At 62.9% G+C, this 19,851-nt stretch carries 17 protein-coding genes; 3 read left to right on the forward strand and 14 right to left on the reverse strand.

Features of this window, described 5'->3' with window-relative positions; translation table 11 throughout:
* Window positions 1-50: 50 nt before the first annotated feature.
* Window positions 51-1,634: a lysine--tRNA ligase gene (locus tag H9529_RS03905; RefSeq protein ID WP_092889626.1), complete on the reverse strand. Its 1,584-nt coding sequence runs from the start codon at window positions 1,632-1,634 to the stop codon at window positions 51-53.
* A gap of 112 nt (window positions 1,635-1,746) precedes the next feature.
* Here H9529_RS03905 and H9529_RS03910 point away from each other — a divergent pair, with 112 nt between their 5' ends.
* Window positions 1,747-2,169: a tellurite resistance TerB family protein gene (locus H9529_RS03910; protein WP_092889623.1), complete on the forward strand. Its 423-nt coding sequence runs from the start codon at window positions 1,747-1,749 to the stop codon at window positions 2,167-2,169.
* Window positions 2,170-2,476: 307 nt separating this feature from the next.
* Here the strand turns inward: H9529_RS03910 and H9529_RS03915 are convergent, their stop codons facing one another.
* From H9529_RS03915 to H9529_RS03925, 3 genes are all read right to left on the reverse strand, one after another.
* Window positions 2,477-2,872, reverse strand: a complete 396-nt coding sequence (locus H9529_RS03915; RefSeq protein ID WP_223814286.1) for a DoxX family protein — start codon at window positions 2,870-2,872, stop codon at window positions 2,477-2,479.
* Complete coding sequence (locus tag H9529_RS03920) at window positions 2,869-4,473, reverse strand: peptide chain release factor 3 (RefSeq protein ID WP_092889907.1); 1,605 nt, start codon at window positions 4,471-4,473, stop codon at window positions 2,869-2,871. The genes H9529_RS03915 and H9529_RS03920 overlap by 4 nt, the downstream gene beginning before the upstream one ends.
* An 84-nt stretch (window positions 4,474-4,557) precedes the next feature.
* Window positions 4,558-5,430 (reverse strand): GGDEF domain-containing protein, encoded by an 873-nt coding sequence (locus H9529_RS03925; RefSeq protein ID WP_092889617.1) that lies wholly within the window; start codon window positions 5,428-5,430, stop codon window positions 4,558-4,560.
* Window positions 5,431-5,791: 361 nt separating this feature from the next.
* On the opposite strand from H9529_RS03925, the gene H9529_RS03930 reads away from it, so the two are divergent.
* Entirely contained in the window at window positions 5,792-7,459 is a 1,668-nt protein-coding gene (locus H9529_RS03930) for a DEAD/DEAH box helicase (RefSeq protein ID WP_092889614.1), read from the forward strand.
* A gap of 178 nt (window positions 7,460-7,637) precedes the next feature.
* Here the strand turns inward: H9529_RS03930 and H9529_RS03935 are convergent, their stop codons facing one another.
* The 10 genes from H9529_RS03935 to H9529_RS03980 form a co-directional block, all read right to left on the reverse strand.
* Entirely contained in the window at window positions 7,638-8,783 is a 1,146-nt protein-coding gene (locus tag H9529_RS03935) for a gamma-glutamylcyclotransferase (protein WP_092889611.1), read from the reverse strand.
* 2 nt (window positions 8,784-8,785) lie between these two features.
* Complete coding sequence (locus tag H9529_RS03940) at window positions 8,786-9,241, reverse strand: TrgA family protein (RefSeq protein ID WP_092889608.1); 456 nt, start codon at window positions 9,239-9,241, stop codon at window positions 8,786-8,788.
* A gap of 12 nt (window positions 9,242-9,253) precedes the next feature.
* Window positions 9,254-10,465 (reverse strand): SAM-dependent methyltransferase, encoded by a 1,212-nt coding sequence (locus tag H9529_RS03945; protein ID WP_092889605.1) that lies wholly within the window; start codon window positions 10,463-10,465, stop codon window positions 9,254-9,256.
* A 134-nt stretch (window positions 10,466-10,599) separates the two neighbouring features.
* Window positions 10,600-12,021, reverse strand: coding sequence for a cryptochrome/photolyase family protein (locus tag H9529_RS03950; RefSeq protein ID WP_176847116.1), 1,422 nt, complete (start codon window positions 12,019-12,021; stop codon window positions 10,600-10,602).
* Between the two features lie 455 nt (window positions 12,022-12,476).
* Window positions 12,477-12,923 (reverse strand): cytochrome c maturation protein CcmE, encoded by a 447-nt coding sequence (gene ccmE / locus H9529_RS03955; protein ID WP_092889602.1) that lies wholly within the window; start codon window positions 12,921-12,923, stop codon window positions 12,477-12,479.
* 11 nt (window positions 12,924-12,934) lie between these two features.
* Entirely contained in the window at window positions 12,935-13,963 is a 1,029-nt protein-coding gene (gene argC, locus H9529_RS03960; protein ID WP_092889599.1) for an N-acetyl-gamma-glutamyl-phosphate reductase, read from the reverse strand.
* A gap of 60 nt (window positions 13,964-14,023) precedes the next feature.
* The gene (locus H9529_RS03965) at window positions 14,024-14,824 is read right to left on the reverse strand and encodes an ABC transporter ATP-binding protein (protein ID WP_092889596.1); all 801 of its coding nucleotides are present in this window, start codon (window positions 14,822-14,824) and stop codon (window positions 14,024-14,026) included.
* Window positions 14,825-14,834: 10 nt separating this feature from the next.
* The gene (gene hydA, locus H9529_RS03970; protein WP_092889593.1) at window positions 14,835-16,289 is read right to left on the reverse strand and encodes a dihydropyrimidinase; all 1,455 of its coding nucleotides are present in this window, start codon (window positions 16,287-16,289) and stop codon (window positions 14,835-14,837) included.
* 46 nt (window positions 16,290-16,335) lie between these two features.
* Window positions 16,336-17,586, reverse strand: a complete 1,251-nt coding sequence (locus H9529_RS03975) for a Zn-dependent hydrolase (protein WP_092889590.1) — start codon at window positions 17,584-17,586, stop codon at window positions 16,336-16,338.
* Window positions 17,587-17,649: 63 nt separating this feature from the next.
* Entirely contained in the window at window positions 17,650-18,975 is a 1,326-nt protein-coding gene (locus tag H9529_RS03980) for an aspartate aminotransferase family protein (RefSeq protein WP_092889587.1), read from the reverse strand.
* Between the two features lie 216 nt (window positions 18,976-19,191).
* Between H9529_RS03980 and H9529_RS03985 the strand changes: the two genes are divergently transcribed.
* Window positions 19,192-19,809 carry a TetR family transcriptional regulator C-terminal domain-containing protein gene (locus tag H9529_RS03985; protein WP_223814349.1) on the forward strand — a complete coding sequence of 206 codons (618 nt, stop codon included), beginning with the start codon at window positions 19,192-19,194 and terminating at the stop codon, window positions 19,807-19,809.
* Window positions 19,810-19,851: the final 42 nt, after the last annotated feature.

Below are 19,851 nucleotides of genomic sequence, written 5' to 3' on the forward strand. Positions count from 1 at the left end.
TTTCAGGCGCGAGCGACGGGTATTGCGGCGGCCAGCATCTGTGCCCCGGCTCAGGCGGTGACCAGATCGCCCGCCAGCCCGCGCCCGATCAGAGCGATGGTTTCATCGACGCCGTAAAGAGCGATGAAGCCGCCAAAGCGCGGCCCCTGCGACTGACCCAGCAGCACCTCGTACAGCGCGGTGAACCAGTTGCGCAGCGGCTCGAACCCGTGGTCCTTGCCAACAGCGAAGACCAGCGTTTGCAGCGCCTCGGCGTCCAGCCCGCCGTCCCATGCGCCCAACCGGTCGGCAAGATCGGCCATCGCGGCGGCCTCTTGCTCTGTTGCGGCGCGGAATTGCAGCGTGGGGGCCACGAAATCGGTGAAGTAGCGCAGCGCGAAACCCGCCGCCTGATCCAGATCGGGGTGAGTTTCGGGCGCGGCATCGGGCGCGTAGCGCTGGATGAAGCCCCATAGCCCTGCCTTGCCGGTCTGCCCCGCCACCGAGGCCAGGTTCAACAGCATGGCAAACGGCACCACCAGTTTCGATTCAGGCACGTCGCCGCTGTGGATATGCCAGACCGGGTTTGCGGCCTGAGCGCTTGCGTCTTGCGTCGGAAAGGCGCGCAACTGCTGATGATATTCGTCCACCGCCTTCGGGATCACGTCGAAATACATCCGCTTGGCGGTCTTTGGCTTTTGGTACATGAAATAGGACAGCGATTCCGTGCTGGCATAGGTCAGCCATTCGTCGATCGTCAGCCCGTTGCCGCTGGATTTAGAGATCTTCTGCCCCTGATCGTCGAGGAACAGTTCATAGGTGAAATGCTCGGGCTTGCGGCCGCCCAGAATCTCGCAGATGCGGTCATAGATCGGGGTGTTGGTGGAATGGTCCTTGCCATACATCTCGAAATCCACATCGAGCGCGGCCCAGCGGGCGCCGAAATCAGGCTTCCATTGCAGTTTCACGTTGCCGCCGGTGACCGGCAGCGTCCATTCGCGCCCGTGCTCATCGTCAAATGTCACCTCGCCGCGTGCGGCATCGACATGCTTCATCGGCACATATTGCACGCGCCCGGTCTCTGGATGGATCGGCAGGAAGATCGAATAGGTTTGCTGCCGCTCATCGCGCAGGGATTTAAGCATCACCGCCATAAGATCGTCATAGCGTTCGGCGGCGCGCAACAGCACCGTGTCGAACCGGCCCGAGCGGTAGAAGTCGGTCGCGCTGACGAATTCATACTCGAACCCGAAGGTATCGAGGAACCGGCGCAGCATCGCATTGTTATGGCCGCCAAAACTGTCGAATTTCTCAAACGGGTCAGGCACGCTGGTCAGCGGCTTTTGCAGGTGTTCGCGCAGAGCATCAGGGTTGGGGACATTGCCCGGCACCTTGCGCATCCCGTCCAGATCGTCGGAAAAACAGATCAACCGGGTGGGGATGTCGGAAATCACCTCGAACGCGCGGCGGATCATCGTGGTGCGCGCCACCTCGCCGAATGTACCGATATGCGGCAGGCCAGAGGGGCCATAGCCGGTTTCAAACAAGACATGGCCCTTTTCGGGGGGGCCCGCCTCGTACCGCTTCAACAGGCGACGGGCTTCTTCAAAAGGCCAGGCTTTTGAGGTCATTGCAGCATCGCGGAGGGCGGTCATGTCGGTCACTTTCTTTTGTAGCATCCCGGTCGGGGGACAGATGGCTACCTATTGCCCCCGCGACGTGGCGTCAATAATGTGCGCGGCGACACACGTAATTTCAGGAAACATCATGGCCCCCGAACCGCACCCGCTGTCCCCACAAGATTGCCTTGTGTCGCTGATGATCGCCGTATCGGCCGCGGACGACAATATCCGTACCGCCGAACTGGTGACCATTCAGCAGGTGGTGAACCATCTGCCGATCTTTGCAGGCTATGATACGGACCGCATCAAGGTGATCGCCCAGACGGTTTTCGACCTGTTCGAGGAAGATGACGGGCTGGATGCATTGTTCGGCCTGATCCGCGACAACCTGCCCGAGCGGCTGTTCGAGACGGCCTATGCGCTGTCGTGCGATGTGGCGGCATCGGATGGCCTGCTGGCGCAGCCTGAGTTGCGGTTTCTGGAAGAGGTGCGGCACGAGCTGGACATCGACCGCCTGCACGCCGCCGCGATCGAGCGTGGCGCACGCGCACGCTACGTGCGGGGGTGAAGCCGGGTTCGGGAAGCGGGCGCTGCGCCCTTTCCCGGGCGGGCCAATGCGACCGCCGGGCTGTTGAACGACGACCGCGCCGGGGCGGACCCGCAAGACAAGGGTCTGCTTGCCGCCAGTACCACAATGGTTGCACACCGACGTAGGCCACCTCTGGGGACGGCGCGTTGGCTTACGCGGAGCATTCTGTCAGAGTGCGGCGCGTGGTGCGCGTTGCGCCAGATTGGAAACCCGCTTCGCGCGAAACGCACCTGCGCGCACAATACCGTCGCGCGCGGTTTGCGAATGCGCGCAACACAACATCGCGCTAGCGATTTCCCCACCAGACAATGCTGCCCGGCCCCTGCCCCGCCAGCGCGAGCAATCCCCCGGCAACCGCCCAGTTTTTAACAAAGATGCTCATCTGCCAAGGGTCGGACGGGATCAGGTGAAACACGCTGGTCACCATGCAATAGAAGGCCAGCAACAACGCCCAGCCCCGCACCCAGGGCCCCGTCAGCAGCCCCAGCCCTGCGACCAGCGTGAAGGCTGTGGCGGGCCAGATCAACCAGACAGCCAGGCCCCGCCCGGCCAACAGCGCCTGCGCCGCGCCGGGATCGGCAACCTTCTGCACCACACCCGCCAGGAACAGCGCAGCCAGCAAGATGCGGCCCGCCAGCGTCAGCCAGTCGGTCGCGTGGGCATCGCGTAGGACGCGGATCAAACCATCATTTCCTTGGTCGCGGTCAGCCGGATCTCGGGGTAATCCCGCACCACACGGTCGATGTCCCATTGCAGACGGGTCAAAAACACCACGTCGCCGTCGCTGTCATGCGCGATGTGTTGTTTGTTGGCCAGGCTGAACGCCTCTACCGCGTCCTTCGACCCTGACACCCAGCGGGCCGAGGTGAATTGTGAGGATTCGAACCGCACCGGCAGGCCGTATTCCAGCTCAATCCGGCTGGCCAGCACCTCGAACTGCAACTGGCCGACCACACCGACGATAAAGCCCGCGCCGAAGAACGGCTTGAACACCTTGGCTGCGCCCTCTTCGGCGAATTGCGTCAGCGCCTTTTCCAGATGCTTGGCCTTCATCGGATCGCCCGCGCGCACGGTCTGCAACAATTCGGGCGCAAAGCTGGGGATGCCGGTAAACCGCAGTGCCTCGCCCTCGGTCAGCGCGTCACCGATGCGCAACTGGCCATGGTTGGGGATACCGATGATGTCGCCCGCCCACGCCTCTTCGGCCAGTTCGCGGTCAGCGGCGAGGAACAGCACCGGGTTCGACACCGCCATCTGTTTCTTCGAGCGGACGTGCAGCAATTTCATGCCGCGTTCAAAATGCCCCGACGCAAGGCGGACAAACGCCACGCGGTCGCGGTGTTTGGGGTCCATATTGGCCTGCACCTTGAAGACGAAGCCGGTCACGGCGGTTTCTTCCGGCGCAATCTCGCGCTCTGCGCGTTGCGGCTGCGGTTCGGGGCCGTATTTTGCCATGCCGTCCATCAGTTCCTTGACGCCGAAGGAATTGATGGCCGAGCCGAACCAGATGGGCGTCATATGCCCCTCCAGCACCGATTGCGGATTGAACGCAGGCAGCAGCGCGCGCGCCATCTCAATCTCTTCGCGCAACTTTGCCAGTTGGTGCGCGGGAATGTGATCGGCCATGCGCGGGTCTTCCAGCCCGTTCAGCACGATGGTTTCGGCCACCTTGTTGCGGTCGGCGCGGTCCATCAGTTCCAGCCGGTCGTGCAGCAGGTCATAACAGCCCAGGAAATCCACGCCCATCCCGATGGGCCAGGAAGCGGGGGTCACGTCGATGGCCAGATTTTCCTGAATCTCATCAATGATGTCGAACGTGTCGCGGCTTTCGCGGTCCATCTTGTTGCAAAACGTCAGGATCGGCAGGTCACGCAGGCGGCAGACCTCGAACAATTTGCGTGTCTGAGATTCTACCCCCTTCGCCCCGTCAATCACCATGATCGCCGCATCCACCGCCGTCAGCGTTCGATAGGTGTCTTCCGAGAAATCGCTGTGCCCCGGTGTATCGACCAGATTGAAGCGAAAGCGCCCAAACTCAAACGACATGGCCGACGCCGAAACCGAGATGCCCCGGTCCTTTTCCATCTGCATGAAATCCGAGCGCGTGCGCCGCGCCTCGCCCTTGGCACGCACCTGCCCGGCCATCTGGATCGCGCCGCCAAACAGCAGGAATTTCTCGGTCAGCGTGGTCTTGCCGGCATCAGGGTGGCTGATGATGGCAAAGGTCCGCCTCCGGGCAATCTCGGGCGGCAGGTCGGGGCGGTTGAGGACGATGTTTGACATGATCGCGCTATAGGCCAGCGCGCGCGCCATCGCAAGATGTCAGCGCATGTGCCTGCGACCAGAACAGGCACGCAGCACGCCCGTTCAGATCATCGCGTTCGCAGGTTCTGGCACCAATGCGCAGACCCGGTTTCGCCCGGTCTGCTTGGCGCGATAAAGCTGCGTATCGGCGGCCATCAAAAGCGCATCAGCCGAGTGGCTGTCGGCGCTGCACCCAACCACACCAAAACTGGCCGTGAAACCAATGTGGTGGTAGCGCTGCGATACCGCCTGTTCGATGGCCTGACGCACGCGCTCGGCCACTTCAATTGCCGGAGACAATGGTCCCGACAGAAGGATCGCGAATTCCTCCCCGCCCATGCGGCCGAAACTGTCATAGGCGCGCAACTGCTCTTGCACCACCTCGCCGGTGCGCTGCAATATGGCGTCGCCCGCCGCGTGGCCGAAGGTGTCGTTTACAGATTTGAAGTGATCGAGGTCGAACATGATCAGCGTCGCATCCTGGCCCGAACGTTGGTGCGCCGCCACGGCCTTTTGCAGGTCCAGCGTGAAGGCGCGCCGCGTCATGGCGCCGGTCAGCGGATCGCGGCTGGCCTGACGCCACAATTCGTACTGATCGACGACGAGCGAGGCAAAACCGTCCAGCAGCGTGCGTTCCGCCGAAGTGAACACCCGGCTGGCGCGGTCCAGCACGCGAATGGCCCCAAGCACCTTTTCTTCATGCATCAAAGGCGTCGCCATATAGCCCTGCGCCACGCCCGAGGTACGTACGAAATCGGTGATGTCGAAAGTGATGGAAACCGATGAGGCGTTGAAGACCGCCTTTATCATCCCGCGAATGTTGTCGAATTGCGCAGGGGCCGGTACCGAACGCGGCGCCGGTTCCGGCGCCCCGATCAACTGCGACTGCGCGCCTGAAATCTCGTTCAGGCCGCTGGCTGGCCACGCATGCTTCATTCAGGCTTCACCACAATTAAGGTTTATGCGAAATTAACGGTGGAATACGGCAAAATTTGGCCGAGAATTTATCTGGTATTAGAATAAACTTTGTGAGGCATTTAATCAATACGGCAATGCGGCACTGCTGCCATATTGGCAGTTAATTCACGCCTTGGGCGATTTGACCGGCGTCAAATCGCGCGCTGGCTGCGCCTTTCGGCCGCGATCCGGCGCCAGATTGACGCGATGCGCGTTTTAGGATACGCACGGGCCAGCGGTGCATCGCAAAAACTTGATGCACGCACACCAGATGCCGGGACGCGACAGGCATGCGTCCCCTGACCCCCTTACGGCCCGATGCCGTAAAATATGGACGCTTATGATAAAATTCTCTGACTTGAAGCTGGACCCAAAGGTCCTGAAGGCCGTTATCGAGGCCGGATATGAAACCCCTACCCCGATCCAGGAACAGGCGATTCCCTTCGCGCTGGAAGGTCGGGATGTGCTGGGTATTGCGCAAACCGGGACCGGGAAAACCGCCAGCTTCACGCTGCCGCTGATTACCCGCCTGCGCCGCGGCCGTGCGCGGGCGCGCATGCCGCGCAGCCTGGTGCTGGCCCCCACGCGCGAACTGGCGGCACAGGTCGCCGAAAACTTCGACACTTATGCGAAATACACCAAGTTGACGAAGGCGCTGTTGATCGGTGGCGTGGCCTTTGGCGAACAGGACAAGCTGATCGAGCGGGGCGTCGATGTGCTGATCGCGACACCGGGCCGGTTGCTCGACCATTTTGAGCGCGGCAAACTGCTGCTGACCGGCGTCGAGGTCATGGTGGTGGATGAAGCCGACCGCATGCTGGACATGGGCTTCATCCCCGATATTGAGCGCATCTTCAGCCTGACGCCGTTCACCCGCCAGACCTTCTTCTATTCCGCCACCATGGCGCCCGAGATCGAGCGGATCACCAACACCTTCTTGTCGAACCCCGCACGGATCGAAGTGGCGCGTCAGGCCACGACCTCGGCCACCATCGAACAGGCGCTGATCGAATTCACCCCGTCGCGCAAGGACCGTGCGGCGTCGGAGAAACGCGACCTGTTGCGCGCGTTGATCGCGCAGGAGGGCGAGGCCTGCACCAACGCCATCATCTTCTGCAACCGCAAGGTGGATGTGGATGTCGTGGCGAAATCGCTGAAGAAACACGGGCTGGATGCCGCACCGATCCATGGCGATCTGGACCAGTCGATGCGTACCCGCACGCTGGATGGCTTCCGCGAGGGTAAGCTGCGCTACCTCGTGGCGTCTGACGTCGCCGCGCGCGGGCTGGATGTGCCCTCGGTCAGCCATGTGTTCAACTTCGACGTGCCCAGCCATGCCGAGGATTACGTGCACCGGATCGGCCGCACGGGCCGCGCCGGGCGCTTGGGCAAGGCGTTCACCCTGTCCACACCGTCGGATGCCAAGTATCTGGACGCGATCGAGCATATGCTGCAAAGCACCCTGCCCCGTGGCGTCTCGCCGCTGAGCAAACGCGCCGTGGCCGAAGAGGCGCCCGCCGCCGATGCACCGCAGGTTGCCCCTGCGGCAGCGCAGGCCGCTGCACCCGAGGGGTCCGCCAGCGGCACAGCTGACAGCCCGGCCCCGCGCAGCCGCCGCACCCGCACACGGGGCAGCAAGCCACGCGAGGCAGATGCCACCCCCGACACGGCAGAGGCCGCGACGCACAGCGCCACCGTGGTACCCGCCGCAAAGCGCGGTCGCGTGGCGCTGGCCGAAGCGCCCGCACCGGCCGACACCACGCCGCCCGACACCACGCCGCCTGATGCAACGCCAGTAGCCGACGTCCCCCCCGCCGCGCCGGAAAACGCCCGCGCCGCCGGGCCGCAGGCGGCACTGGTCACCGATCTGCAAGGCCGCCGCCGCGGCGGTCGCCGCGACAATGATGACCGTGGACCGCGCAATTCGGGGTCCAATTCGGGCGGTCAGGTCGTGGGCATGGGCGACCATGTGCCCGAATTCCTGCTGCGCGAATTCCGCCAGTCTTAAGGCGCCGGTGCTGAGTGCTCCAGGGGGCTGACAATCTGGCCCCTTGATGCAGACCAACCTGATTGAAAAAGGGCGCTGACAGCAGGTCAGCGCCCTTTTTGTTCAAGAAGCCTGTGGTAGCAGCCCGGGGCGTACTGACCAGCCCGACCCAGTTGCATCGTCATCACGTCTATCGTTGTCACGCACCCGGGCTGAGTGCGGTGCGGCGCAGCGCGTCACGGTTGAGTGCAAGCCAGAAGGCCGTGGTGATCAGTGGCCCGTTTTCGACCTCGTTGCTGGCAATCAAGTCCATCAGCGTCTGGAACGGCACGATATGGGATCGGATATCCTCATCCTCGCCTTCCACGCCGGCGACGCCCGCTGCGGCGTCAGGCAGCTCGCACAGCGCAAGGTAATTGTAGAGGTATTCGGTCACCGCGCCGGGACTGGGATAGCCGCGCGACACTTCGGTCAGGTCGGTCAGGATCAGCCGCGCCTCTTCCTCGGCCTCGCGGCGGGCGGCGGTCTGCGGTGCCTCACCGGGGTCGATCCGCCCTGCGATGCATTCCAGCGACCAGGGGTTGCGGTCGCCGCGCGCCAATACCCCATAGCGGAACTGTTCCACCAGAAGCACCACATCGCGCACCGGGTCATAGGGCAGCACCGTCACCGCATCCGCCATGATGAAGGCCGCGCGCCGCGCGACATCGCTGTAACTGCCGTCAAACCGGCGAAACCGCAGGTCGGACACCTCGACCCCGAAGAAATACGCATAGGGCCGGTCGAAATGCACCGTCTCTATGTCACCGGGCGCGGGTTGGCGGCGCAGGCGGGCGGGCGCGGAGGCGGCCTGCGCACGCAGATGGGCATCCGCCCGGGCCAGCGCCATGGGATAGCGCACCCGCGCCGCGTCAGGTGTGGCGGGATTGCGGGCAATGGCCATAACCTCGGACACGGCGTGCGCGCTCATCGCTCCGTAGCTGGCCGCCCAGTGGTCCAGATTCCAGTCGCCCGCGGTTTCCCACGCGTTATCGGCAGGCAGGTAGACCTGCGCGGCGACGGGCGCATCGTCCCCGACGCACAGGGCAGTACGGGTCGCGCGCGTGTAGCCGAACGCGCCTTCATAAAGATCCAGCGCGGCAACAGCGCTGTCCGGCAGGTCAACCAGCAGCCCCTCGGCACCCGCCGCCCCGTCGTCCACACACAGCAGCGGAAAAGCCTGCCCCACCACCGCGCGCACCGCATGGCCCGGCAGGGACGCAGGGCGCCCGGCAGGCGCGCAGCCCGCAACCGCATCGAACAGCGGTGCGTGCTGCAAGGTTCCGTACAGAAATACCGCCACCATTCTCAGCCCTTTCGCCGCCCCTCAAACCACCGGAAGGCGGCCACCACAATCAGCCCTACAAGCGCGCTGCCAAGGGCCGCTTGCGTCAGGAACCCGGCATCCCACATCGGTGTGACAAATTCCTGAAGGATGGCGAAGAAACCAAGCACCGCTTCTTCCACGCCGTCGTATTCCATGTCGTAGCCGCGCCGGAAGACCTGCGCCACCCCCAACACCGCCATGGCCACGATCGCCGCCACCACCAGCGCCTGCATCGTGGCCCAGATGCCCATGACCACGCGCCTGTCGATCCGGGGGCCCAGCATTGCCCAGCCAATCCACCCGGCGCTTAGCGCGACGATGACTTCCAACATGCCGCTGGCACGAAATTCCGGGTCCAGCGCCCGGTAGGCACCAGTCAGCACCAGCGCCAATACCGCCAGAAGCAGCGCAGCGGTCGCCCGTGTCAGGGTGAACATGGCCAAGGCTTCCTATGCCGGGCGGGTAACCGTGAATTGCGTCACATCGCAGATGCCGGTATGGAACGCCGCCGCGCAGGAGGTCAGGTAGAAATCCCACATCCGCCGGAACCGCATGTCATATCCCATCTTGCTGACATCATCCCAGCGCGCGCTGAAGGCATCGTGCCAGCGGCGCAGCGTCTGGCTGTAGCTGCCACCAAACTCGACCGAGCCGTCAACGTCAAGCCCCACCCGCGCGGCCTGCGCGCGCAGCGCCTTATCCGCGCCCAGCATCCCACCCGGGAAGATGTATTTCTGAATGAAATCAACATTGCGGCGATAGATATCAAAGCGTGCGTCGGGCACGGTGATCACCTGCAACGTGGCGCGACATCCCGGTTTCAGCCGGGCGCGCAGGGTTTCGAAATAGACCGGCCAGTAGCGTTCGCCGACGGCCTCGAACATCTCGATACTGGCGATGCCGTCATAGATGCCGGTCTCGTCGCGATAATCTTGCATGCGGATGTCCACGCGGTCGGACAGCCCGGCGGCCGCGATGCGGGCCACGGCGTAATCATGCTGCGCCTGGCTGATCGTCAGCCCGGTCACTTTCAGCCCGCGCTGGCCTGCCGCATATTCGGCGAAACCGCCCCAGCCGCAGCCGATTTCCAGCACATGATCGCCCGGCTGCACCTGCATCCGATCCACCATCGAGGCATATTTCTGCTCTTGCGCCTTTTCCAGCGACTCCTGCCCCGTGCGGAACAATGCCGAGGAATAGGTCATGGAATCGTCGAGCCACAATTTGTAGAAATCGTTGCCGAGATCATAATGGTACGAAATATTGCGCCGCGCCTGCGTCTTGGAGTTCGAGCGCAGCCAGTGGCGCATCTTCTCGAAGGCACGCACCAGGCGCATAGGCAAGAAATCATCATAAAGCGCGGGGTTGTCGTCATGGATCAGGTCCATGAAGGCCTGCAGGTCGGGGGTGGACCACCAGCCGTCCATATACGCCTCGGAGAAACCAAGATCGCCGTCGCGGATCAGGCGGGCGAAAACCTCGACATTGTGGATGTCGATTTCCGCGACGAAACCGGGCTTTTCCCCTTCCACACGGAAGCGGCGGCCATCGGGCAGCACCAAATCCAGCCGCCCCTTGTTGATCCGTCCGGCCAGGTCAAAGGCCCGTGCGAAATAGCGCGGCAGATCAGTCTGCCCCTGTGTCGTTGTCAGTACCGCCATGTGTTCCCCGTCGGTTTAAGTGGTTATTACCCATATACGGGGCAAAGTTCCAAGAGTTTCTGTTTTGTAACGCTGTAGGCCCGCCCGCGCGCAATCATGCGCCATCGCTTTGGGCAAGGTGTCATTTCGTGCCATCACTTGCCTCTGTCGCGGGCGCTGTAAGCCTCTAGCGCGCGCGCGCGGCCATCCGACAGCGAGATCATGGGCGCAGGGTCAGGCGCATCGGGGCTAAGGCCCCAAGCCTTCGGGCAGGCGTCATAGAATGCCAGCGCAAGGTCCGAGGCCCCACTGCCCCGCGTCTGCAGCCAGCGCCGCCGGTAGACACCTTTGGCATCAAACTTTTCCGCCTGCGTATCAGGGTTGAAGATGCGGAAATAGGGGCTGGCATCGGGGCCAGAGCCCGCCGCCCATTGCCAGCCCATCGCATTCGCCGCCGGGTCCCAGTCGATCAGACAATCTGCGAACCAGTCCAGCCCGACGCGCCAATGCGTCATCAGATGCTTGGTCAGGTACGAGGCTACGATCATCCGGCCCCGGTTGTGCATGGTCCCGGTCACGTACATCTCGCGCATCGCGGCATCGACCAGGGCGACGCCGGTGCGGCCCTGTTGCCAGCGCCGGATCTGCGGCCCCTCGGCCTGCCAGGGGAAGCTGTCCCATTCGGGCTTCCAGTTGCGGGTCAGGATTTCGGGGGTGTGGAACATCAGGTGATAGGCGAATTCGCGCCAGACCAGTTCCTTCAAGAAGGTCTCGGCCCCCGCTGCGCCCTCGGCCAGTGCGCGTTGCCCGGCGTGCCAGATGGTGCGGGGTCCGATCTCGCCATAGGTCAGGTTTTCCGACAGGCGCGAAGTGCCGGGGGCGGCAGGCAGATCGCGCTGCGCCTTGTAATCAGCAATCGGCCCGTCCGTGAAATGCGCCAGCCGGTCCAGCGCCAGCGCCTCGCCGACATTGGTATGCGGCGCGACAACATCGGCGCCGCGCTGCATGGCATCGCCAAGGCGCAAATCCTCCAGCGCGTCCGAGGCGGGCCAGTCGGCAGGCGCGATCAGGCGCTTTGGCGCGGGTTCGGGCGCATCCACCTCGCGGCCCGCGACGGCGCGCCAGAAGGGGGTGTAGACGCGGTAAAAGCCGCCCTGCCCGGTCTTCACCGTCCAGGGTTCAAACAGCAAGTGACCGGGAAAGCTGCGTGCATCCAGCCCCGCGTCGCGCAGGGCGGATTTCACGTCGCTGTCGCGCGCCTGCGCAGCATCGTCATATTGCCGCCCCCACCAGACCGACCCCGCGCCGGTTTCCGCAATCAGGTCGCGCAAGACCGTCAGCGCCGGGCCGCGCCGCAAGATCAGGCGCGCGCCGAGTTTCTCCAGCGCCGCACCAAACGCCGCCAACCCCAGCCCCAGCCGCCATTTGGGTGCCGCGCCCAGCCCCTCGACCGCATCATCACAGATGAAAACCGGAACCAGCGGCCTGCCGGTTGCCACCGCCTGGGCCAGCAGCAGGTTGTCGGCGGTGCGCATATCGCGGCGCACCCACCAAAGGATCGCGGAAGTATCAATCATGCCTGCCCGTTACACCGAAGTCGTTGTGTTAAAACATCTTAACGGTGATCTAGCAGGGTGCTGAAAAAGTCCATGCATTTCGGATTTTTCCGCCCGCAATCGGTGAAGCGGTTTCCCACCGGCGCGCAATGGCCCGGGCAATGCGCTGTGCCATCAGCCATCATGGCGGTGGGCGCGGACCCCGACACGCCAAAAGCCTAGCGCAACAGGCGCGTTCCGGTTCGTGCGCGCAGAACCTGCAATGCTACCGTATGGTCTGCGCGGGCGCAGAAAAGCGGTGCATTTCCATATCCGCCCATGGCCGACCGTCGTTCACAGTGTTGGCCGCAGCAGCCATAATCCAAAGAGGGGGTCACACACCGTTTTTGAGCAGCTTGCCAATGGGGGCACCCAGTCTGTCACCCCGCATTTTCAATGAAGCGTCCAGCCGATACCCGGCATGAAGCAGCAGGCATTCAGCTTTCAGGCCGCCATTCGCCACTGGCTTTCAGCGCGTCCATGACCTCTTTCGGCATGTAGGTCTCATCATGTTTGGCCAGGATCTCATGCGCGATGAAGACACCATCGACCAGCCGACCTGTGCCGACCATCCCCTCATTTTCAGTAAACAGATCCGGCAGGATGCCACGATACGTCACGGGGACCGAGGCCGGGCCGTCCGTCACACGAAACGACACCGTATCAGACTGGCCGCGCACGATGCTGCCAGCCTCGACCAGCCCACCGATGCGAAACACTTCCGTCTCGGTTGGCGGGGCGGCGACAACTTCGGAGGGCGAGCGGAAAAAATTGATCCCGTCACGCATCCCATAGCCGATCAGTGCAGTGGACAGCGCCAACGCTACCGCAGCCACAGCGATCACCTGAATGCGCCGCTTTTTCTTCAGCGATTTGAACGCCATGCCTTACCCCCCTACGGAAACAGCGGCGCGAACATCAGGCCCGCTGTCTCATCCAGCCCCAACATCAGGTTGGCGTTCTGTACTGCCTGCCCGCTGGACCCCTTCGTCAGGTTATCCAGTACCGCAAACACCGAAGCCCGTCCGGCAACGCGATCCGCCACAACACCAATATGCACGAAATTGGACCCGCGCACATCATGTGTCGAGGGGAGTGTGCCAAAGGGTAGCACATGAATGAAGACCTCATCGGCATAGCGGTCGGACAAAACGCCGTGGATCGCCGCCGCATCGCCCTGCACCCAGGCCGAAGCAAGGATGCCCCGGTTCATCGGGATCAGATGCGGGGTGAACTGAACCTGCACCGGGCGGCCAGCGGCACGGCTGAATTCCTGATCGAACTCGCCCAGATGCCGGTGGGTGCCGCCTGCGGCATAGGGCTGCGCGCCCTCGGACAATTCGGCGTGCAGAAGGTTCTCCTTCAGCGACCGGCCCGCACCAGAGACACCGCATTTCAGGTCCAGAATGATCTGATCCAGGTCGATCACCCCGGCCTCGATCAGCGGGCGCAGGGCAAATTGGCCGGTGGCGGCGTTGCAGCCGGTACCCGCAACCAGCCGGGCGCTGCGGATGTCATCGCGGTAAAACTCGGTCAGGCCATAGATTGCCTGCTTTTGCAATTCGGGCGCATCATGTGCCTTGCCGTACCATTTCTGATAGGCCGCCGGGTCACGCAGCCGGAAATCTGCCGACAGATCGACGACCTTCAGGTCAGCGGGCAGAGCCTTGATGACGCTTTGCGATGTGGCATGCGGCAGGGCGCAGAACGCCAGATCAATGCCGCTGAAATCCACATCCTCGATCCGCGTCAGATCGGGCAGGTCCATGTGGCGCAGGAAGGGGAACACCTGTGCCATGGCCATGCCCGCCTTGCGGTCCCCGGTCAGCGCGGCGATACGCATGTCGGGATGGGTGGCGATGATGCGCACCAGTTCCGCGCCAGTGTACCCGCTGGCGCCCAGAATGGCGATGTTCTTCGTCATGGCATGGTTTCCCTGATAACTACCCGCCCCTGATACGCCAGTCCGGCGGGGCGGTCCAGATCAGACCGTATCACCATGCCCGTCGCGCAGCCCTTCGCGCACCCGATGCGCCAGCGCGATGAATTCCGGGCTGTCGCGGATATCGAGCGGACGCTCGCGCGGCAAGGGGCTGTCGATCACATCGGTGATGCGGCCCGGGCGTGGCGACATGACGACGATTTTCGTGGACAGATACACCGCCTCGGGGATCGAATGGGTGACAAAACCGATGGTTTTCTGCGTCCGTGCCCACAGGGCCAGAAGCTGTTCGTTCAGGTGGTCGCGCACGATTTCATCCAGCGCGCCAAAGGGTTCATCCATCAAGAGCAGATCGGCATCGAAGGCCAGTGCGCGGGCGATGCTGGCGCGTTGCTGCATGCCACCCGATAATTGCCACGGAAACTTGTTCGCAAACCCGGCCAGATCCACCAGATCCAGCACGCGTTCCGCACGTTCCCGCTGTTCGGCGCGGCTAAAGCCCACGATCTCCAGCGGCAGGCAGATATTGCCCATGATCGTGCGCCACGGATAGAGGCCCGCCGCCTGAAACACATAGCCATAAGCGCGCGCCTTGCGGGCCGCTTCGGGCGTCATGCCGTTAACGGTGATACTGCCGCCCGTGGGTTGTTCGAGATCGGCGATGACACGCAGGAAAGTCGTCTTGCCGCAGCCCGAGGGGCCGATGAAGCTGACAAAGTCGCCTTTGTTGATGGTCAGGTTAACCCCTGTCAACGCCTGTATCGGCCCGTCATTGGTGTGGAACGTCAGTTCCAGATCGCGCGCTTCGATTACTGGCGCCTCGACGCCTGCCAAATCTTTCATCAAGGCCCCCTCAGACGCCACTGGCGGGAATGCCGCTGCGCTGGATCGGGCGCGGCGCGGTCAGGTCTTTCCATGCGCTGAGTGCCGTGTTGACCGGGCCATTGGCGGCGCGGGGGACGAATTCGCCATGCCCCTCGGCCCCGATGATCGCGCCATCGTTCACCGCGACACGCCCGCGTGTCAGGGTATAGCGCGGCAGGCCGGTGACAGCTTTGCCCTCGAACACGTTGTAATCAATGGCGGATTGCTGATGCTTGGCGCTGATGGTTTTTGACTTGGCCGGGTCCCAGACCACGATGTCAGCATCCGAGCCGACCGAAATCGCGCCCTTGCGCGGATACATCCCGAAGATCTTGGCGACATTGGTCGACGTGACGGCGACGAATTCATTCATCGTGATCCGCCCAGTCATCACGCCGTAGGTCCAGAGCATCGGCATCCGGTCCTCCAGCCCTCCCGTCCCGTTCGGGATCTTGGTGAAATCGCCCGCGCCAAAGCGTTTCTGATCGGTGGTGAACGCGCAATGATCTGTCGCCACGACAGAAAGCGAGCCCGCCGACAGCCCGGCCCACAGGCTGTCCTGGTGCATCTTGTTGCGGAACGGCGGCGACATGACGCGGCGCGCGGCATGGTCCCAATCGGCGTTGAAATATTCGGATTCGTCCAGCGTCAGGTGCTGGATCAGGGGTTCGCCATAGACACGCTTGCCCTGCTGGCGGGCACGGCGGATGGCCTCGTGGCTGTCTTCGCAGCTGGTGTGCACGACATAGAGCGGCACTCCGGCCATATCGGCGATCATGATGGCGCGGTTCGTCGCCTCACCTTCCACCTGCGGCGGGCGGGAATAGGCGTGGCCTTCAGGGCCGGAATTGCCGTCGGCCAGCAGCTTGGCGGACAGTTCGGCCACCACATCGCCGTTTTCCGCATGCACCATGGCCAGCCCGCCAAGATCGCGCAGGCGGCGGAAACTGGCGAAAAGCTCGTCATCATTCACCATCAGCGCGCCTTTGTAGGCGAGGAAGTGCTTGAAGCTGGTGATGCCGCGGTCGGTCACCTCCTTCATCTCGTCAAACACCTGCTGTGACCACCAGGTGATCGCCATGTGATAGCTGTAGTCGCAATGCGCGCGGGTCGATTTGTTCGACCACATCTGCAGAGCGTCCAGCAGGCCCTGCCCGGGCGACGGCAGCGCAAAGTCGATCACCATGGTGGTGCCGCCTGCAAGTGCGGCGCGGGTGCCGGATTCAAAGTCATCGGCCGAATAGGTGCCCATGAAGGGCATTTCCAGATGCGTGTGCGGGTCAATCCCGCCGGGCATGACATAACAGCCGGTCGCATCGAGTTCGGTGCCGCCCGAAAGGTTCGCCCCGATCTCGGTGATCTTGCCCCCATCGACCCGCACATCGGCGCGGTAGGTCAGGTCATGGGTGACGATGGTGCCGTTCTTGATGATGGTTGTGGTCATGAATATTCCCTTATCGTTTGGCGGGCATCGTTGGGTGCGCGAAGCGTCAGCGAACGATTTCAGCAGTTTCTAGCACGGCGTGCATCAAAACCTCGGTCCCGGCGGCAGCCCAATCCTTGGAGATTTCCTCGGCCTCGTTATGGCTCAACCCATCGACGCAGGGGCACATGATCATGGTCGTCGGGAACAGGCGGTTGATCCAGCAGGCATCATGGCCCGCACCCGAGATGATGTTCATATGGCTGTAGCCCAGCCGTTCGGCGGCATTGCGCACGCGGTCTACCAGCACGGGATCAAACGCGGGCGGGTCGAAGAAGCCGATGACTTCGGAGTGGAATTCCAGCCCCAGGTCGGCGCATAGTTTTGGGGCGACAGTCCGCAATTCGGTCGCCATCGCCTCCAGCACCGGCAGAATGTGACTGCGGAAATCTATCGTGAAAACAACCTTTTCGGGGATGATGTTGCGACTGTTTGGGGTGACATCGATCTGCCCGATCGCGCCCACGGAATTGGGCTGATACTTCATCGCAATTTCGTGCACCAGTTCGGTCACCTGCGCGAGGCCCCGGCCCGCGTTGCGGCGCATCGGCATCGGAGTTGATCCGGTATGCTGCCCCTTGCCGGTGATCGTGCATTCCACCCAGCGCAGGCCCTGCCCATGGGTGACGACGCCGACATCCTTGCCCTCGGCCTCCAGGATCGGGCCCTGTTCGATGTGCAGCTCAAAGAAGGCGTGCATTTCACGTTTGCCGACCGGCTCATCGCCCTTCCAGCCGATACGCTCCAGTTCATCGCCGAACCGCAGGCCCTTGGCGTCGCGCCGGTCATAGGCCCAGTCCTGTTCCAGCACACCCGCGAATACACCGGATGCCAGCATGGCGGGGGCGAAGCGCGTTCCTTCCTCATTCGTCCAGTTCACAACGACGATGGGGCGACGGGTCTTGATGCCAAGATCGCGCAGCGAGCGGATGATCTCCAACCCCGCCAAAACGCCCAGCACACCGTCATATTTGCCGCCCGTGGGCTGGGTATCGAGATGACTGCCGACATAGACCGGCAAGGCATCCGGGTCGGTCCCTTCAAACCGCATGAACATGGTGCCCATGGTGTCGACGCCCATGGTGCCGCCCGCAGCCTCGCACCAGTCCTGAAACAGCTTGCGGCCCTCGGCGTCTTCATCGGTCACGGTCTGACGGTTGTTGCCGCCCGCGATGCCGGGGCCGATCTGCGCCATTTCCATCAGGCTGTCCCACAACCGGTCGGGGTTGATCTTGATATTGGCGGCGGGGGCAGTCATGGGCAGTGCTCTCCTGTTCCGAGGTCGTGTGCCCCTATGCTGGGCGCATCGTTGTTTCTTCGCCTAGTCGAGGGCTTCAAGCACACCGCGCAAGGTGCCGATCAACTGGTCAATCTGCGGTTTCTCAATGATCAGCGGCGGCGACATGGCGATGATGTCCCCGGTGGTTCGGATCAAGATCCCGGCCTCATACGCCTTCAAAAACGCACTGAACGCGCGTTTGGTGGGCGCACCGGCGATGGGTTCAAGTTCGACTGCACCGATCAGCCCCAGATTTCGGATGTCGATCACATGGCGCGCACCGCGCAGGCTGTGCAGCGCATCCTGCCAATAGGGCGCGATCTCGGCGCCACGTTCAAACAGCCCTTCCTCGCGGTAGGTGTCCAGCGTGGCGATCGCGGCGGCCGAGGCGATGGGGTTGCCCGAATAGGTATAGCCGTGGAACAGCTCGATCATATGCTCGGGGCCGTCCATGAACGCATCATGCACCGCACCGGTGGTCATGACCGCGCCCATGGGGATCACGCCGTTGGTCAGCCCTTTGGCGGTGCACATCATGTCGGGCAGCACGTCGAAATATTGCGCGGCGAAAGGCGCGCCAAGGCGGCCAAAGCCGGTGATGACTTCATCAAAAATCAACAGGATGCCGTGTTTCGCGGTAATCTCTCGCAGCCGTTGCAGGTACCCTTTTGGCGGCAAGATCACCCCGGTGGACCCCGCGACGGGCTCGACGATCACCGCAGCGATGGTTTCAGCGCCATGCAGGGCGACGATGCGCTCCAACTCATCGGCGAGGTTCGCGCCGTGTTCCGGCTGGCCCTGGGTATAGCTGTTGAGGTCAGGCAGATGCGTGTGCGGCATGTGATCGACACCGCCCAACAGCGTGCCGAACATCTTGCGGTTGGTGACGATGCCCCCGACCGAGATGCCGCCGAAGTTCACCCCGTGATAGCCGCGCTCGCGCCCGATCAGCCGGGTGCGCGCACCCTCGCCCCGCGCCCTATGGTAGCCGATGGCAAGTTTCAGCGCGGTTTCAACGGATTCCGACCCAGAGTTGGTGTAGAAAACATGCTCCATCCCTTCGGGCGCAATGCCGATCAGGCGATTGGCAAGTTCGAACGCGATGGGGTGGCCCATCTGAAAGGCGGGGGCGTAATCCAGCTCTCCGGCCTGTTTGGCGATTGCTTCGGTGATCTTCGGGCGGCAATGCCCCGCGTTGCAGCACCACAGGCCCGCCGTGCCATCCAGCACCTGCCGCCCCTCGGACGTGGTGTAATGCATATCCTTCGCCCCCACGAACATCCGGGGGTCCTTCTTGAATTGCCGGTTTGCGGTGAAGGGCATCCAGAAGGCATTGAGGTCATTGGGGGTCGGGCGATCAAGCGCCATGAAGAGCATCCTGTCAGCGGCCCGGTCATCCAGTCATGTCGCAAAAGGCATGTCGGGCTTGACGTGCGGGCGGTTTTTTACTTTCTGTTCAAGTCCGGGGTTGACGCTATCAGAGTTGACCATTCAGTCAAGTTTGATTTCCTGCGCCCGCCGCCCAAAGGAATACCACACCATGATGATGCCGACAAACGCTACAAAAGCAGGCAGACGCCAAGGATCGGGCGCGTGACCACCCGCATCCAGCGGCGCAACCGCAAGATCATCCTGGAGGCCGCATTGGACGTCTTCTCGGCCCACGGGTTCCGTGGCGCAACGCTGGACCAGATCGCCGAACGTGCCGGGCTGTCAAAGCCCAACCTGCTGTATTATTTCGACGGCAAGGAGGCCATTCACCACGCCCTGCTGACCAACCTGCTGGATACCTGGCTGGACCCGTTGCGCGCGCTGAACCCCGAGGGGGACCCGCAGACGGAACTATTGGAATACATGCGCCGCAAACTTCAGATGGCACATGAATTTCCCCGTGAAAGTCGTTTGTTTGCCAATGAAATCATCCAGGGCGCGCCCCGGATCGAAGGGTTCATCCGGCATGACCTGAAGGCGCTGGTGGATGAAAAAGCGCGGCTGATCGACCATTGGGTCCATCACGGCAGGATCGCGCCGGTTGACCCCTATCACCTGATCTTCTCGATCTGGGCGCTGACCCAGCATTATGCTGATTTCGACGCGCAAATCCGCATGATCCGGGGCGATCATACCGTGCCCGTCGAAGGGGCGGAGCCGTTTTTGACCACGCTTTTCCTGCGATTGCTCAGCCCGAAGCCGACCGACTGACACGCACTTGGGGCTTTTCTCAGGATCGGACTGTAACGCCTT

This window comes from Roseicitreum antarcticum (assembly GCF_014681765.1).
GTDB classification, from domain to species: Bacteria; Pseudomonadota; Alphaproteobacteria; order Rhodobacterales; family Rhodobacteraceae; genus Roseicitreum; species Roseicitreum antarcticum.